Source organism: Stenotrophomonas sp. YJH_SMC_105-26 (assembly GCF_059368915.1).
Genome location: NZ_JCAFSD010000003.1, coordinates 183,051 through 199,219, shown reverse-complemented (window position 1 = coordinate 199,219; position 16,169 = coordinate 183,051). Strand labels below are relative to the sequence as shown.

The window sequence follows — 16,169 nt, the reverse complement described above, 5'->3', positions numbered from 1 at the left end:
CATGACGATCCTCGAACACGACTTTCTGCCCGGCAACCTGGTGCGCGCCCGAGGCCGCGAATGGGTAGTGCAGAGCGGCTCCCGCCGCGACTGGCTGCGTCTGCGCCCATTGAGCGGCGCCGATGACGAAAGCATCGCCTTGATCCCCGAGTTGGAACTGCATCCCGTCGAACCCGCCACCTTCGACTGGCCCGATCCTGCACGCGCCGGCAACCATGCCGCCGCGCTGTTGCTACGCGATGCCTTGCGCCTGACCCTGCGCGCAGGCGCGGGCCCGTTCCGATCCTTTGGCAATATCGCGGTGGAGCCTCGCGGCTACCAACTTGTACCGTTGCTGATGGCACTGCGCCTGTCCACTGTGCGCCTGCTGATCGCTGATGACGTGGGCATCGGCAAGACCGTCGAAGCCGGCCTGATCGTACGAGAGCTCATGGATCGTGGCGAAATCGCCCGCCTGGCCATTCTCTGCCCGCCGCACCTTGTCGAGCAGTGGCAAAGTGAGTTGGAAACCCGCTTCAACCTTCAGGCCGTGGCGTTGACTTCGTCTTCGGCCTCCCGCATCGAACGTGATCTTCCGCATGGAGTGAGCCTGTTCGACCATCATTCCGTGGTGGTCGTCAGCCTGGACTACATCAAGAGCGAACGCCACCGCGAACAGTTTCTCGCTACCGCCCCCGAATGCATCATCGTTGACGAGGCCCACACCTGCGCCAGCAGCGGTGCAGGCAAGCAATTGCGCTTCGAGTTGCTGCAACGCCTTGCCCGTGACACGCAGCGACACCTGATTCTGCTGACCGCGACCCCTCACTCTGGTGACGAGACCGCCTTCTACAACTTGCTGTCGCTGCTCGATCCGCGCTTTGCGGCCTTGCAAGGCCGAATGACGGCCTCCGACCCACTGCGTCAGGAACTGGCCCGCCACTTCGTCCAGCGCCGCCGCGAAGACATCGTTGAATGGCAGGCGGAGACCCATGACGGACGAGGTTTTCCCCGCCGCATGAAAACCGAGCTTACCTATCAACTCAGCGGCGAATGGGGCGCGTTCTTCGACGCAGTGCAGGACTACTGCCGCGAACTGGCTGAAACCGTTGAGCAGCAAGAACAACAAGGCAGCGCGCGCCTCATTTGGTACGCCACTCTGGCATTGCTGCGCTGCGTGGCATCGTCGCCCGCAGCTGCCGTCAAGGCGTTGACCACACGGCTGGAAGGCACTGTGCCGGATGAGGCGCTTCTCAGCGACGAGCGCCTGCACGATGGCGAAGCCGACGACCTCTCCGCCAGTGACCTGGAGCCGCCTGCCCAGGTGCAGGACGCTGCGCCGCGTCTGCAGGCCTTGATCGCGGACGCGCAACGTCTTTCTGGCAAGGCCGGTGATCCAAAGCTGGCTGCGCTCATCCGGCATATTGACCTCCTAGTGAAGGATGACTATCACCCGGTGGTGTTCTGCCGCTACATCGCCACCGCGCACTACGTGGCCGAACACCTCAAGGCCGCTTTCCCCAAAGCTACCGTCGATGCCGTCACCGGCGAACTCACTCCCGAAGAGCGCCGAGAGCGTGTGGATGAGCTGGAGGATGCTGAGCAACGCATCCTAGTTGCGACCGACTGCCTCTCCGAAGGCATCAACCTGCAACATCTGTTCACTGCTGTCGTCCACTACGATCTGGCCTGGAACCCCACTCGCCACGAACAACGCGAAGGCCGCGTCGATCGTTTCGGGCAGCATGCCGATGAAGTGCGCTGCACCATGCTCTACGGGCAAGACAACCCGGTGGATGGCTTCGTGCTTAACGTCATCCTCAAGAAGGCCGAGGCCATTCAGAAGGAGCTCGGCGTGCTCGTTCCCATGCCCGAGGACGAAGCCCGCATCAATCAGGCCTTGGTCAGGTCGGCATTGATAAAGCGCAGCGACGGTCGTGCCGCATCGCCGCAGGTCGCATTCGACTTTGGTGAGTCGGAGCAGATGCTCGCTCCTCTACAGGCCCAATGGCGCGACGCGCTGGAAAAAGCCAAGGCCAATCGCACCGTGTTCGCCCAGCGTCGCATCAAGCCAGACGAGGTGCTACCCGAATGGCACAAACAGCAGAAGGCTTTGGGCACCCATGCTGACGTGTCGCGCTTTCTGCAGAGCGCTTGCGTGCGGCTGGGGTCACCGCTGGAGATCGGCCGCAAGCAGTCTGCACGCTTCTTACCGCAGCACCTCCCCGAAATCCTGCGCCAACGCTTGACCGACGACGGTATCGACGAACCCCAGCTCATCGAACTCAACGGACTGCATCGCAGTCACCCGTTGGTTGGGCTGCTGGCTCAGTACCTGCTGGAAGACGCACTTGGAGGTGAACGTCCGCTGGCCGCCCGTTGTGCTGCCACTCTTACCAACGACGTAGAGGTCGTCACCACCCTTTATCTACTGCGTCTGCGCCACCAGCTCAGCTACGTACGCCGTCGCGAGCCCTTCCAGATGATGGCGGAGGAAACCGTTGCTCTGGCTGTGCAGGGCCGCAATGCTCCCCAATGGCTGGTCGACGATGGCGTGAGTCGCCTGCTCGAATGCGCGCCGAGCGGAAATCTGCCGCCGGAGGCGGCAAAGCGCGAGATTCGCACCGCGCTCGACTTCCTCGCCGCGCATCCGCAGCAGCTACAAGCGGTAGCCCAAGAGCGGGCTGATGCCCTGCTGGCCGACCACCAGCGCGTGCGCGAGGCCACCCGTGACGTGGGCCAGTACAGCGTCAGCCCCTGCCTACCTGTGGATGTGATGGGCGTGTACGTGCTGCTGCCTGACTCGCTATAAGCTTCGGCCTGGAGAAGAACAACCGTGAAACGCATCCGCAAGGCCCAGGCCACGCTGAACCTGCCCACCCTCAAGCTTGAAGGTGGGCTGTTCCTGCCCGATCAGCTGGAAAAAGCCGCTCAGGGCCGCGCTAACGCACAACTAGAGGCCGACTACGGCACCCCCAAGGGCGTCAAGCTCAAGGACGAATACAGCCGCGCCTTCCAGATTGCCTGCGCTCAATGGCGGCATTTCGCCGCGCAGATTGGGCGCGCCGACATCGATGCTGCGCAGCTCACCACCGCCTTCATCCGCGAACTTCTGCGCGATTCGTTTGGCTACGCGACCTTGCAAGCTACGGCAACACAGCAAGTGGGCGAACTGCGCTATCCCATCAGCCTAATGGCTGGCAGCCTGCCCGTACTGGTAGCCCCGCACACTCTGGGGCTGGACGAGGCCGACGCATGCTTTGCCGTGCAGGGCGGCGGCAACAGTAAGAAGGCCCCGTTCCAGGCCATGCAGGAATTGCTCAACGCCAGTGAACCGCTGCAATGGGGCATCGTCAGCAACGGCAAACAACTGCGCCTGCTGCGCGACGCTGCCTCGCTCACCCGTCCCAGCTTTCTCGAAGTGGATCTGGCCGACCTGCTTGGTGGGCAGCGTTATGCCGAATTCGCCAATGTCTGGCGTCTGCTGCACGCCAGCCGCGCATCCTGCCTCGGCCGAGACGCTGCGGTGTGCATCTGGGAACAATGGCGCAACGAGGGCCAGGAGGAAGGCACCCGCGTGCGCGATGGTCTGCGCAATGGTGTCGAACAAGCTCTGCTGACACTCGGCCAAGGCTTTCTGCAACACTCCGCCAACCAAGCCCTGCGCAACGCTCTGAACGACGGTTCGCTCAGCAAGGACGACTTCTTTCAGCAACTGCTGCGCCTGATCTACCGCCTTATCTTTGTCTTCACGGTCGAGGAACGCGGCGTGCTGCACCCCCAGGCAGACAGCGACGAAGCACAGACTGCCCGCCTCGACTATGCCGAAGGCTACTCACTGGCCCGCCTGCGCGAACTCTGCCTCAAGCGTCGCGCCCGCACGCGTCATGACGACCAATGGCAAACCATCCGCATCGTGTTTCGTGGCCTGGCGCGAGGTGAGCCCCGCCTGGCGCTGCCCGCGCTGGGTGGCCTATTCGCACCGGAGCAATGCCCTGCTCTGGATAACGCCAGCTTGGACAACTCCCATCTGCTCACCGCCATGCAGCACCTGCGCTGGGCCGTCGTCGGGCAAGGCAAGGGTGGCAGTCTCACCCCGGTGGACTACCGCAACATGGGGCCGGAAGAACTGGGCAGCGTCTATGAAAGCCTGCTGGAACTGGTGCCCGCCATCGACCTACCGGCGCGCACGTTTGGCTTCGTCGGCCGCACCGAGGAGGGCAGCACCGCAGGCAACGCCCGCAAGCTCACCGGCAGCTACTACACTCCCGACAGCCTGGTGCAGGAACTGATTAGGAGTGCACTCGATCCTGTCATCGAAGAGCGCCTGGCGGCCCGTCCGGCCAATCCCACCGAGGCACTGCTGGCCATCCGCGTCGTTGATCCGGCTTGCGGCAGCGGCCACTTCTTGCTGGCCGCCGCCCGCCGCTTGGCGGAAAAGCTGGCTCAGTTGCGCAGCCTCGAAGGCGGACAGGAAGGTGCCATCCAGCCACTCGACTACCGCCACGCCCTGCGCGAAGTGGTGGCCCGCTGCATATATGGGGTGGATCGCAACCCCATGGCCATCGAACTGGCGCGCATGGCACTGTGGTTGGAAGGCTACGAGGAAGGCCGGCCGCTGGGTTTTCTCGACCACCACCTGCAAGTGGGCGACGCCCTTCTGGGCCTGACCGACCTGAACGTTCTGGAACAAGGCATCGCGAAGGAAGCCTTCAAGCCTTTGAGTGGCGACGACAAGGATGTGTGTAAAGAACTGGCTAAGGTCAACGCCGCCGGCCTCAAGCAGATTTCCAAGGATCTGCAAGGCAGGCAGATGCTGCTGGGCGAGGACAACGGCAGCGGTCTCGAAGCCTTACGCGCCATAGAATCCCTGCCCGCCGACAGGCCTGAACAAGTGGTGGCCAAGGAAAATGCCTGGCGGGGCTTTCTGGAAGAATCCGCCCGCAGCCCGTTAGCCCGCGCCGCCGATGTGCTTGTGGGCGCCTACCTGCTGCCCAAGGCGGAGGACACCGCCGACACCGTGCCCACTAGCATCACCCTGCATGCGCTGCTGACCGACCCGCAACGCACCCAGACCGAGCACGCCGCCCCCATCGCCGCCGCACGCACGGCCTGCGAACAAGCCCGCGTGTTCCATTGGCCGCTGGCCTTCCCGCAGGTGTTCGCGCAAGGTGGCTTCGACTGCGTGCTGGGCAATCCGCCTTGGGAGGTGTCGCAGATGGGCGAAGAAGAGTTCTTCGCCACGCGTGCTCAGCACATCGCGAAACTGGCGGGCGATGCACGCAAGCAAGCCATTGCTGCGCTGCCTGAAACCGATCCGCGTCTGTGGGATGAGTTTGTCAAGGAAAGCCAGCGGATCGCAGCTGCAAACAATTTCTACCGGGAGTCGGGACGCTTTCCGCTGACGGCCGTTGGCAAGCTCAACACCTATCCCTTGTTTGCCGAAACAATCCTGCAGATCCATGCCGACAGCGGTCGAGCGGGTTTTATCGTGCCCACCGGCATCGCCACAGACGACAGCACCAAGGCATACTTTGGCCATATCACGCAGAACCGGCGGCTGATCAGCCTGTACGACATCGAGAACCGCGAAAAGCTGTTCCTAGCTGTCGACAGCCGCATGAAGTTCTGCCTGCTCACCTTGGGGGCCGCGGAGCAGGCCGAGTTCGTCTGCTTCGCCACCCAAGTCAGCCAACTGGCCGACCCGCGCCGTCGCTTCACCCTCACGCCCGACGAGTTCCGCCTCATCAACCCCAACACGCTCACCTGCCCGGTTTTCCGCAGCGAACGCGATGCGGAACTGACCAAAAAGCTCTACGGAGCCGCTCCGGTGCTGATGCGCGATGCCGTGGTTGAAGGTGAGGGCAAGTACGCCAGGGTGGTGGAGCCCGCGCAGAACCCGTGGGGCATTACCTTCTCGCAAGGCCTCTTCAACATGACCAGCGCCAGTCATTTGTTCAAGGCAGAGCCCGGTCCGGATCGATTGCCACTGTACGAAGCAAAGCTCATCCACCAGTTCGACCACCGCTGGGCCACCTACTCGTTAGACGGCAACAGCCGCGACGTCTCGCCGGTCGAGAAGGCCGACCCGGCATTCTCTGTCACCCACGCTACTGGGTTGAGTCCCGCGAAGTCTGGCTGCGTGTTGCCCGTTTGCCCGAAGGATTGCTGAAAGCCCTTAAGGACGGCAATGCACAGGAGACCGTGCTCAGCGTGACCCATTTGTTGTTCGGTTCGCACCTCATGGAACAGCGCAGCGTCAATCCAAGCATGGGTGCGTACCCCGCCTGGAGAGCCTTTGTAGCCCGCCAGCCCTATGCGCAGACAATCGCACCCACATCGCTGGGCCTCGTGAGCAACAGCTCGGAAAGCCTGCAACCCTTGAATGACGATTGCCTGCCCGCCGAATGCGAAGCCAAGGCGCAGCTCTACACGCATGGCTCCAGCAACACTACGGCCTGGTACACCATTGATCATGAAGCCGAGAGCGCTCTGCTGGCGCTCGCCGCCGACTACGGCCATCTGCCTGCATCGGAGACGCCCTTGGCGGACGAGCACGCCGTGCTCGCCCTAGCCGAACACTGGCTGCAGGTTGCCTGCCCGCAGTGGTTGATGGGTTGGCGGGATATCACCAATGCGACTAATGAGCGGACGGTCATCGCGTCGGTGGTGCCGTTGGCTGGCGTTGGCAATCAGATGCCATTGATGCTATTCCCCGACGGGGGAAACCGTGCACGATTCGCTGCGCTTCTCGCCAACCTGTCTGCGCTGGTATTTGACTTTGTGGCGCGGCACAAGACAGGTGGCACGCACATGAATTACTTCATCTACAAACAGCTTCCCGTATTGCCGCCAGACCGCTACACCGAGGCCGACCTCGCTTTCATCGTGCCGCGCGTACTGGAACTGACCTACACCACCCACGACCTTGCCGCTTGGGCCAGAGATTTGGGCTACGAAGGCCAGCCTTTCACCTTCGACCTCGACCGCCGCGCCACCCTGCGCGCCGAACTCGACGCCTATTACGCCAAACTCTACGGCCTCACCGAGGAAGAACTGCGCTATATCCTCGACCCCGCCGACGTAATGGGGGCCGACTACCCCAGCGAAACCTTCCGCGTGCTCCGAAACAATGAGCTGCGGGATTTCGGAGCGTACAGAGAGACGTCAGTCACGCCCCTTCGATTGGCCAGTGTCGATGGCGAAACCCGTCGCGATCACGTGCAGTACCGCACCCAGCATCTGGTGTTGGAAGCTTTCAAGCGAGGCTTCAAGATAGAAGACGCATTGCCTGTTCAGGCTGAAGCCACGGCTCGGCAGGTCGTCGATCGAGCGTCCCTGCCTGATGGAATCTGGGCACGACCACAACAGAATGAAGGTGCGGAGACGGGGGTGGCCTTGGCCGCCTTGCTCAAGGCTGCGCAGGCCCCATGGCCAGTGCGCCATGTACGTCTCGCCGCCGTCTTGGCGCTTGAGCCCAGGCTGATGACGCCTTTGCTGGATGCGCAGGATGCTCTGGATTGGCAACGCCTGGTAGGAGAAGAAGCTAGGCCGCTGCCCGGGGCGGTGTTGAGCTTCATACCGCGCGCAAATCAGGCTTGGGGCGGGGCTGTGCGCTTCCTCCGAAGCAGTGGCTACCTGATTGAAGATCTTGGAGCGGGGACTTGGGCCAAAGGTGGCGAACTAGATGTACCTGCTGCCGAATGGGCGGAAGGACGTGCCCAGATGATTCTTGTTTTCCTGCAAGCGCGAGGGCAAGACTTCGATCGTGTCATTCGCGAATTGCCTGACGAGATAGGGGGATGGATTGAAGCCGCAGCCTGACATGTTCCAGCAACAGCTATGCCTTACTCCGCCGGCACAGATGCGCGAACCACGTTTATGGATCAAGCGGCTGGTGATATGGGAAAAGCCAGGGGAGTTGCCCTTGCGGGATGTTTCATTACGTCCAGGCCTGAATATCGTGTGGACGCCGGACGACAATGGCATCGGCCATGGCGGAGGAAAGACCTTGTTCTGCAGGCTGTTGCGCTATTGCTTGGGCGAGGATAAGTTTGCTCCCGAAGATCAGCGCGACGGAATTGGCTCGGCGTTTCCTAACGGATGGGTTGGCATGGAAGTCGTGTTGGATGGCGCATGTTGGGCTGTTCTTCGACCCTTGGGCATACGGCGGCGGCATTTCGCGGTACTGGATGGCAATCTTGATGAGCTTGTTCTCAGCGAAATGCCGGCCACGAGTCTGTCTCCGCTGCTCAACGCCATCGAAGAGAATCTGCTGACTCCGGGCGTCAGAGATCTGATCGCTGGCAAGAAACAAGGGCATCAGGCCTGGCAGATTGCCTTGGCGCTGTTGAGCAGGGATCAGGAATGCAGATTCGACCATGTTCTTGAATGGCGATCCTCACTATCCGACTCGGAGTCGCCGGCGAGGGGATTGAATCGAACTGAGCGGCTGGAGGCACTGCGAGCCCTGTTGAACGCCATCGACCCCTCCGAACAGACACTCCGCGTCGACATCGCCGCAATGAGCGAGTCGAGCCGTAGCCAAGAGCAGGAAATAGGCCATCGCGCCTGGGAAATCCGCAAGTTGAGAAAGCAGCTTCTGGAAGGGCTTGGCGTTACGGACGATGAACTTGCGCAGGGCACTCTGGGTGTCGAAATCCTGCGTAGGGCGGCGCAGGAGCGGTTGGCAGTGGAAGCCCAGTCCAATGGTGCGGGCGCGACTCCGGATACCGACTCCGTGCGGCAGGCGCACGAAAATGCCCAAGCGGAGGTGGCAAGGATCCAGGCCGATATCGGAAGGCAAGAGGCTGTGATACCAGCCATCGAGCGGGCGATATCCGCGATCAAGGGAGAATATCCAACATTAGCCTACTCGCTCAAGGAAGCAGAAAATTATCCTTGTCCCATCTGCGAGGTGCCCATTGACCGCGTGCTGGCGAGCCAATGCGGGTTGTCACACAAGGTTCCAGATCTGGAGGCCTGCAAGGCTAGGTTGGAGAGCGGCAAAAAAGCGCTCAAGGATGAACAGGAGCGTCTGGAGTCAGCCCAATCGCTACTGAAGCAGTTACGACCTGAGCTGGCGTTGGCGAAACAGGATGCAACGCGCAGGGAAGAGCATTACCAGAACCTGCTGAAGCTTCGCGAACAGCGCGATGGGGCGTGGTATACCGCACGCAAGGCCGTGGACGATGTCGAGCGCCTGGCCTCGCTGCTCGAACAGCAGCAAACTACCGAAACCCGCCTGGCTAGGCATCAAACTGAGATAGAGCAAGTGCGGGAGCGGATCGCGACGCTGCAAAACCAGAATGCGACTGTTTTCTCGAAGCTTGCCCAGAAGTTCGACCCAATCATCCGACGCTTAGTCGGACCTGAAGCCAATGGCGAAATCCGATTGACCGGAAACGGACTGAGCCTGGTTGTCCAGATGGGCGGGGATCGTTCGACATCTGCGATCGATTCGCTGAAAGTCGTGGTTTTCGATCTCGCGACCCTGTGCATGAGTATCGATGGTGACACGAGGCTTCCGGCTTTCCTGATCCATGACAGCCCACGTGAAGCCGACCTTGGGCTCGCTTTGTACCACGGTTTATTTCATCTTGTGCATGAACTGGAAGGACGTGGATCGGCCCCCTTGTTTCAGTACATCGTGACGACTACTACCCCGCCTCCGAAAGAGTATGCCCAAGAACCTTGGCTCGCTTTGCAGCTTCGCGGTTCGCCAGCTTCCGATCGTCTCTTAAAAAGAGATTTGTAAAAGGAGAGGCAGGAATGAGTTTCCGAAGACTGCGCCCAGAGTTGGTTGAATGAATCCTCTACAACGCGCCCTCATCGAAAAAACCGGCCACGACAACGGCTTCGAGCACGTGCTGTCATCCGCTGGCGATGCGGTGATACTGGCTTCGGCTCGCCATCGCAGCCAGGCGGTAGTGACGGCATCGGCCGATGGCTTCGGCTTGCGCCTTCAACCGGCTACGCCCGCGCTGCTGCCGGAACTGTTGCGCAGTTTCCAACCCTGGGCCGGAGCCGATGACGTGTTTTGTGTGCCGACTCTGCCCGATTTGGCGGCTCTTCTGCGCCGCACGGCCAGCCTGTCGCAGGCGTTGCCGAATCAGGCAGTGCGTGACTACCACGCGGCCGTGGCGCAAGTTGTCGAGACGATGTCTGCCGAAGCCCGCGGCACGGAAGTCGAACGCCTGGTGCGTCAGCGCGTGGGGCAGGCGCGTTACCGCGATGCCTTGCTGATCTACTGGGGCGGTTCCTGCGCAGTGACTGGCGTCGCGGTGCCTGAAGCCCTGCGTGCTAGCCATGCCAAACCCTGGGCCGAATGTGCCGACGATGCCGAGCGGTTGGATGCCTTCAACGGCTTTCTGCTGGTGGCCAATCTCGATGCGCTGTTCGATCGCTTTCTGATCAGCTTCGACGATGCCGGGCATCTGCTGACCAGCACCCGCCTGTCTCAAAGCGATCTGCCTGGGCTTGGCATTCATTCGGGAATGACGTTGCGCTGGCTGGCCAGCGAGCACCGGCATTATTTACAGTGGCACCGCGAGCGCTTCCTGCTCGGTGCCTGATCGAAGGAAAAACATGGCCAAGGCCGAAGCAAGCGTTGAAGAACTGGTATCAATGATCGAGCGGGGCGAACTGCGCTTGCCAGAGATGCAGCGCCAGTATGTGTGGCGCTCCACGCGAGTGCGCGATCTGCTGGATTCGCTGTATCGCGGCTACCCTTCGGGCGCAATCCTGCTTTGGGAAACCGACGAGGCTGTTCCGCTGCAGGATTTCGCGGTCAGCCAAAGCACGAATCCTTACCAGAGCACGCGGCTTCTGCTGGATGGTCAGCAGCGTCTGACATCGCTCTCTGCCGTCATTCGCGGCGAGCCAGTATCGGTGCGCGGTCGCCGCCGGCCTATCGACTTGCTGTTCAACTTGGAACATCCCGACCAGTTGGCGGTGGTGACCGAAGTGGAAGAGAACGGCGACGACGAGAACGATGCTGATGACGATAGCGAACTGATTGGCGATGAGGCGGACTCGACCGAGGATGAACTGCTCAAGCGCTTCAACAAGATGACGTTCGTGGTGGCCACGAGGAAGCTGGAGCAGTTGCCGCATTGGGTAAAAGTGTCAGAAGTGTTCAAGACCGACAGCGATGCGCCTTTCCTCAAACGCGCTGGCATTAGTGGTTTTGACGATCCGCGGTACGAGAAGTACAGCCAGCGCCTCGCCCGGCTGCGTGGCATCCGCAAGTACGTTTATCGGATGGACGTGCTGGAACGCACGCTTTCCTATGATGAGGTCACGGAAATCTTCGTCCGGGTCAATTCACTGGGAGCCAAGCTGCGCAGTTCCGACTTGGCTCTGGCGCAGATCACTGCCAAGTGGCGGCACTCGCTACAGACGTTTCAGGATTTCCAGAAGGCATGCGCCAAGACGGGCTTTGACCTTGATCTCGGTTTGCACTTGAAGAATTTGATGGCGTTTGCCACCGGCCAATCACGTTTTCAGATCGTGGGTAGCCTGAATGTGGAGAAGCTGCAGAAGGCATGGAAAGAAGCCTGCAATGGCATGGAATTCGCGCTCAACTTCCTGCGCAGCAATCTTGGCATCGATAGCCCGGCACTGTTGTCGTCGCCTTTCCTGCTGGTGGTGCTGGCGTATTTCGGGCATAGCCGCAACTATGCGCTGAGCAACGATGAGGCCCGCCAACTGCGCTACTGGGCGCTGATGGCCAATGCCAAAGGCCGCTTCTCCCGAGGCTCCAGCGAAACCATTCTGGATCAGGATTTGGCAAATATTCGTCAGGGCGGAGCGGTGCGCGAGCTGATCGACCGGCTGCGGCTGCAGTTCGGCCGTCTGGACATTACCGCAGAGGAGCTGGAAGGGCGCAACCAGCGTAGTGCGCTGTTCAAGACGATGTTCCTGGCTTTCCGCGCTGCCGGTGCGAAAGATTGGTTCAGCCAATTGACCATTGCTCTGGATCATTCGGGCGCCCAGCATCGCTTGCAGTTCCATCACATTTTCCCCAAAGCCGTATTGAAGACCAGCTTCACTGCCCGCGAGGCGGATGACATCGCCAATCTGGGATTCATCGGCGGCAAGACGAATCGCGCGATCAGCGACAAGGCCCCGGCGGTTTACCTGCCCCCGCTGGTGGACCAGCTTGGCGAGCTAGCGTTCGCAGCACAGTGCATCCCGGTTGAGGCATCGCTGCTGGAAGTGGAAAGCTACAAGGCTTTCTTGCTTGAGCGACGCAAGAGGATTGCAATGGCGCTGAATACGTTTGTTGGGCCTGCAGAGTGAGCGGGTAGGCGGCTGTGTGTGTATGGCACGTGTCTCATACCGCCTGACCTAGGGATGCTCTGATCAACTCCGTAGGTAGCGCCTGCCGCTGGCCGGAGGCCTGGGAGAAAGTGACGGCACGCGTTGAGGATGCATGCAACTGGCGTTCGGCGACGGCAGGAGATCCTTCCTGGAAGTCCGCTTCTGTCGGAAACGGACGTTGATGCAACGAATGGCGTTGACCTTGTCAAATGTGAGCGCAGTCACTCCGACCTAACCTCGTGGCACGCCCACTCAACCAACCCTCGGCAAGCCAAGAACAACCCATCAACCACCCCCTCATCCAAATGCCGTTCCGGCTCCGCTGCCACCCGGCAGCGGTCTGCCGCGTGTAGCAACTCCAGCACCGTCAATGCGCCAACCATCGCGCGCTCACTTCTAGCCAGGCTCACGCGACGCCCGGGCGACACATCGGTTTCTGGCCAAGGGTGGCCATCAGCGCCCTCGCAGCCGCGCATGCGCTTGAGGATGCCGAGCAGGGAGTTTAGGTCGGGCAGGGGAGGGTCGTCGTTGATGGGCTCAACAACGGTGTACGAGGAGAAGGTGTCGGATTCGTTCATGGCGTCGGCTTCCGTGGCTGTGCTTAACAGCGCCACCGCGAAGAGGGTGGCGGACGATGCGTGGCTGCAAACCGGACGATAGTTGTCAGTACCCGGCGGGTCCGAAGACCCCCACGCACCGCCCGCCAGAAAGGCCGACGGATTACCCGCCGGCACCGGTTAAGGACGGTGCCGGCGGGTAAGCGTAAACAACTAACAGTTCGGGTTTGCAGGCCCGGCCACCCGTTGTCGGTGGCGCGTCATGTTGGTTACGTGGCCGCTTCGAATGCCAATAGAAATTCGCGAAGGAATCGCGGAATCCGAGAGCGAAGAACTATTGTTGCACGCACCTTTCGCGCAGCACGCGACGCCAGCAGACGCATTTGCGCAGCTGCTCTGCTGATGGCGAATCAAACTGGCGCAATCGCCCACGGCACAAGCGAATAGCGCGACGGCCTGCTTTGCAACAGTTCTTAGTCCGAGCCGGATGGCAATGGCGCCGAATCAACCGCATACCCTGAAAAGCGGTTCAAACCCGACAACGCCAGCGAGCCTCGCAGCCTCAACCCACCCCATCCTCAGCCGCATTCCCCACCAACAACTCAATCATCGCCCGCGCCGCAGCCGATTGCCGCCGGTGCGGCGCATAGATCACCGAGAACGGCCTTGACCGCCCCCGCAGCTGCGGCAGCACCTCCATCAGCTGCCCACGCTGCAACCGCTCGCGCACGATGAACTCATAGCTCTGGCAGATGCCGATGCCCTGTTCGGCCAGCGACACCACGCCCAGCACATCGTCAGAGGTCTCGATGGACGAGCGCGGCAGCCAGTCCACGTCGCGCCCACCGTCGCGGAAGACCCATGGCGCCAGCCGCCCCGTACGCGGCATCACGAAGGGCAGGCACAGGTGCTGCTGCAGGTCGTCCAGCGTCTGCGGCGTGCCACGGCGCTGCAGGTAGTCCGGCGCGGCTACCAGCAGCAGCGGCGCGTCTTCCAGCTTGCGCGCCACCAGGCCGCTATCCGGCAGCTGGCCCAGGCGGATGGCCAGGTCGAAGCCTTCGGCCACCAGGTCCACGTTGCGGTTGGTGATGTTCAGTTCCACCTGCACCTGCGGCAGCCGGTAGTGGCCATAGGTGGTGGGCACGCTCAGGCGCACGCGGCCGGCCAGCGCACCGTCCTGGGCCAGTACGTCGCGCTCGGCGTCGTCCAACAGGCCGAAGGCGGTGCGCACCTGTTCCCGATAGAGCCGCCCGGCATCGGTCAGGCCCACGCGGCGCGTGGTCCGCTGCAGCAGCTGCCGGCCCAGCCGCGCTTCCAGGCGGGTGACCGCGCGGCTCAGCACCGAGGGCGTGGTGGACAGCGCCACCGCGCCAGCCGTGAATGAGCCGTGCTCGACCACCGCAAGGAACACCTCCACATCGCCCAGGTAGTCGAACTTACGGCTCATTTGGCTCTCCGGGGAACAGGTGTTTTGCGATGGGGCCAATTTATCGCCGCTGGGGCGATGAATAAAGTGGCGGCCATTCCCCGATAGGAGCTCCCCATGAACCTGATGACCCGGCTGGCCGCTGCGCTGGCCCTGACCCTGGCCGCCAGCGGCGCGCATGCCGCCAACGTGCTGGTGGTGCTGTCCGACGAAAACCACCTGGACCTGAAGGACGGCAAGGTGCTGTCCACCGGCTTCTATCTCAACGAGCTGATGCAGCCGGTCAAGCTTCTGCTGGACGCGGGCCACGCGGTGACCTTCGCCACGCCGCAGGGGCGGGCGCCGACGGTGGATACGTCCTCGGTGACGCCGGCGTACTTCGGCAACGATGCCGCGCAGCTGAAATTGCACCAGGATCTGCTGGAGAAACTGGCACTGACCTCGCCGACCACCTCGCCGGTGGTCAGCCTGGCGCGCATCGAGCAGCAGGGCTACGCGCGTTTCGATGCGGTCTACATTCCCGGTGGCCACGCGCCGATGCAGGACCTGCTGAAGAGCCCGGCGCTGGGCCGGTTGCTGGCCGACTTCCACCAGCGCAACAAGACCACCGCGCTGGTCTGCCACGGGCCGATCGCGCTGCTGTCCACGCTACCGGATGCTGCGGGTTTCGTGGCGAAGCTGGAGGCGGGTGCGACGCCGGCCACGCCGAAATGGATCTACAGCGGCTACCAGATGACGGTGATCAGCAACCAGGAAGAAGAGCAGGCCAAGCCGCTGCTGGGCGGTGGTGAGATGAAGTTCTACCCGCAGACCGCGCTGCAGCGGGCAGGTGCGACGTTCAGCAGCAACACCACGCCGTGGACCGGGCATGTGGTGGTGGACCGCGAGCTGATTACCGGGCAGAACCCGGCGTCGGCGCTGGAGGTGGGGCAGCGGTTGGTGGAGCGTTTGAAGTAGGGCGGGGCTGCACAGCAGGTTGCCAGCCTTGGGGCCGAGGGGCCAGCGCCTCGGCCTGTCTATGGAAGTGCCACCGTGGTCGGCAGAGAGGGCATCAGCCCTTCGCGAGCGCTATTCCTGACAGATCTTCAATCTGGGAAAGCGCGTGACGCGTCGCGGTCCAATCGCCGGCGTGCCTGATCGCCACGCCTCCGGCCGCTGTCCAGGCATCACAGTTCGCTTCGAAATCGTCGATCAGAACATCGCCCGGCTGGTGCATGAAAAGAGGCTTGTGCCTGCCGCCGAGTACCGGCAACACCAGGCAGGTTGCTGACAGGTGTTCGCGGACCCACTGTCGCTTCTGCATCGCGGCGAGCGGATAGTTCGATTTCGGGCAGGCAGTGAGAATCACCGGGTTCAAGTGGTGGATGCTGTGGAAGAACTCCACTGCACCGTGCATCGGCGGAAGGTCGCGGAAGAATGACGGGTGGCTGTTGATATGCCCCCACATTTCATCGTCGGCAAGCAAGCGATGGTCCAGGCCAAACAGGGCGGGAAATGCCGCGTCGAAGTCGGCCATTACGCCATCAAGATCTACGTAGATGGTGCGTCTGGATGCACTCGATCCACCGGTGTGCCGGTTCGCGAGCGGGTCCATCATCGGTATTGACTTCACATCATCAGCGTTCATTTACGCGCTCTCCTCTCAAGAGTGGGCTTTCTTCTTCATCGGTTCCCCAGTAGCGGGGCAAAGTGTTTGGCGATTGCGACAGACATGGCGGCAATCGTGATGCCGACTGCGCCGGCACGGCTGAAGGGGGCGGCGACCCACGGATGCCGTAATCGGCATGCTGGAAATGCGGCTTATGTCGCGGCGCTTCTTCAAAGGCCTGCCGGGTGGCTGACCTGGCCTTGGCCAAGACGCACGGCCCGCAGCGCTGGCCTAC

The 16,169-nt window shown here is 61.9% G+C and carries 10 protein-coding genes; 7 read left to right on the top strand and 3 right to left on the bottom strand.

Annotation, left to right across the window (positions count from 1 at the left end):
* Position 1 precedes the first annotated feature (1 nt).
* From AC5P7F_RS10755 to AC5P7F_RS10730, 6 genes are read left to right on the top strand one after another with little or no spacing between them, the layout of a single operon-like run.
* Positions 2-2,791: a DUF8741 domain-containing protein gene (locus AC5P7F_RS10755; RefSeq protein WP_495204152.1), complete on the top strand. Its 2,790-nt coding sequence runs from the start codon at positions 2-4 to the stop codon at positions 2,789-2,791.
* A 24-nt stretch (positions 2,792-2,815) separates the two neighbouring features.
* A complete protein-coding gene (locus AC5P7F_RS10750) occupies positions 2,816-6,151 on the top strand; it encodes an Eco57I restriction-modification methylase domain-containing protein (protein WP_481462436.1) in 3,336 nt (1,111 codons plus the stop codon).
* Positions 6,152-6,192: 41 nt separating this feature from the next.
* Entirely contained in the window at positions 6,193-7,803 is a 1,611-nt protein-coding gene (locus tag AC5P7F_RS10745; RefSeq protein ID WP_481462437.1) for a hypothetical protein, read from the top strand.
* 1 nt (position 7,804) lies between these two features.
* A complete protein-coding gene (locus AC5P7F_RS10740) occupies positions 7,805-9,736 on the top strand; it encodes a chromosome segregation protein SMC (RefSeq protein WP_239510520.1) in 1,932 nt (643 codons plus the stop codon).
* Positions 9,737-9,785: 49 nt separating this feature from the next.
* On the top strand, positions 9,786-10,553 hold the full coding sequence (locus AC5P7F_RS10735; RefSeq protein WP_164077645.1) for an HNH endonuclease: 768 nt from the start codon (positions 9,786-9,788) through the stop codon (positions 10,551-10,553).
* Between the two features lie 13 nt (positions 10,554-10,566).
* Positions 10,567-12,282, top strand: coding sequence for a GmrSD restriction endonuclease domain-containing protein (locus AC5P7F_RS10730; RefSeq protein ID WP_053494846.1), 1,716 nt, complete (start codon positions 10,567-10,569; stop codon positions 12,280-12,282).
* A 242-nt stretch (positions 12,283-12,524) separates the two neighbouring features.
* Here the strand turns inward: AC5P7F_RS10730 and AC5P7F_RS10725 are convergent, their stop codons facing one another.
* Positions 12,525-12,881, bottom strand: coding sequence for a hypothetical protein (locus AC5P7F_RS10725; RefSeq protein ID WP_164077644.1), 357 nt, complete (start codon positions 12,879-12,881; stop codon positions 12,525-12,527).
* A gap of 541 nt (positions 12,882-13,422) precedes the next feature.
* Positions 13,423-14,307, bottom strand: a complete 885-nt coding sequence (locus AC5P7F_RS10720) for a LysR substrate-binding domain-containing protein (protein WP_164077643.1) — start codon at positions 14,305-14,307, stop codon at positions 13,423-13,425.
* Positions 14,308-14,403: 96 nt separating this feature from the next.
* Between AC5P7F_RS10720 and AC5P7F_RS10715 the strand changes: the two genes are divergently transcribed.
* Positions 14,404-15,243 (top strand): type 1 glutamine amidotransferase domain-containing protein, encoded by an 840-nt coding sequence (locus tag AC5P7F_RS10715; RefSeq protein ID WP_164077642.1) that lies wholly within the window; start codon positions 14,404-14,406, stop codon positions 15,241-15,243.
* A gap of 94 nt (positions 15,244-15,337) precedes the next feature.
* Here AC5P7F_RS10715 and AC5P7F_RS10710 read toward each other — a convergent pair whose 3' ends face one another.
* On the bottom strand, positions 15,338-15,913 hold the full coding sequence (locus AC5P7F_RS10710; RefSeq protein ID WP_197602829.1) for a 5' nucleotidase, NT5C type: 576 nt from the start codon (positions 15,911-15,913) through the stop codon (positions 15,338-15,340).
* Positions 15,914-16,169 lie beyond the last annotated feature (256 nt).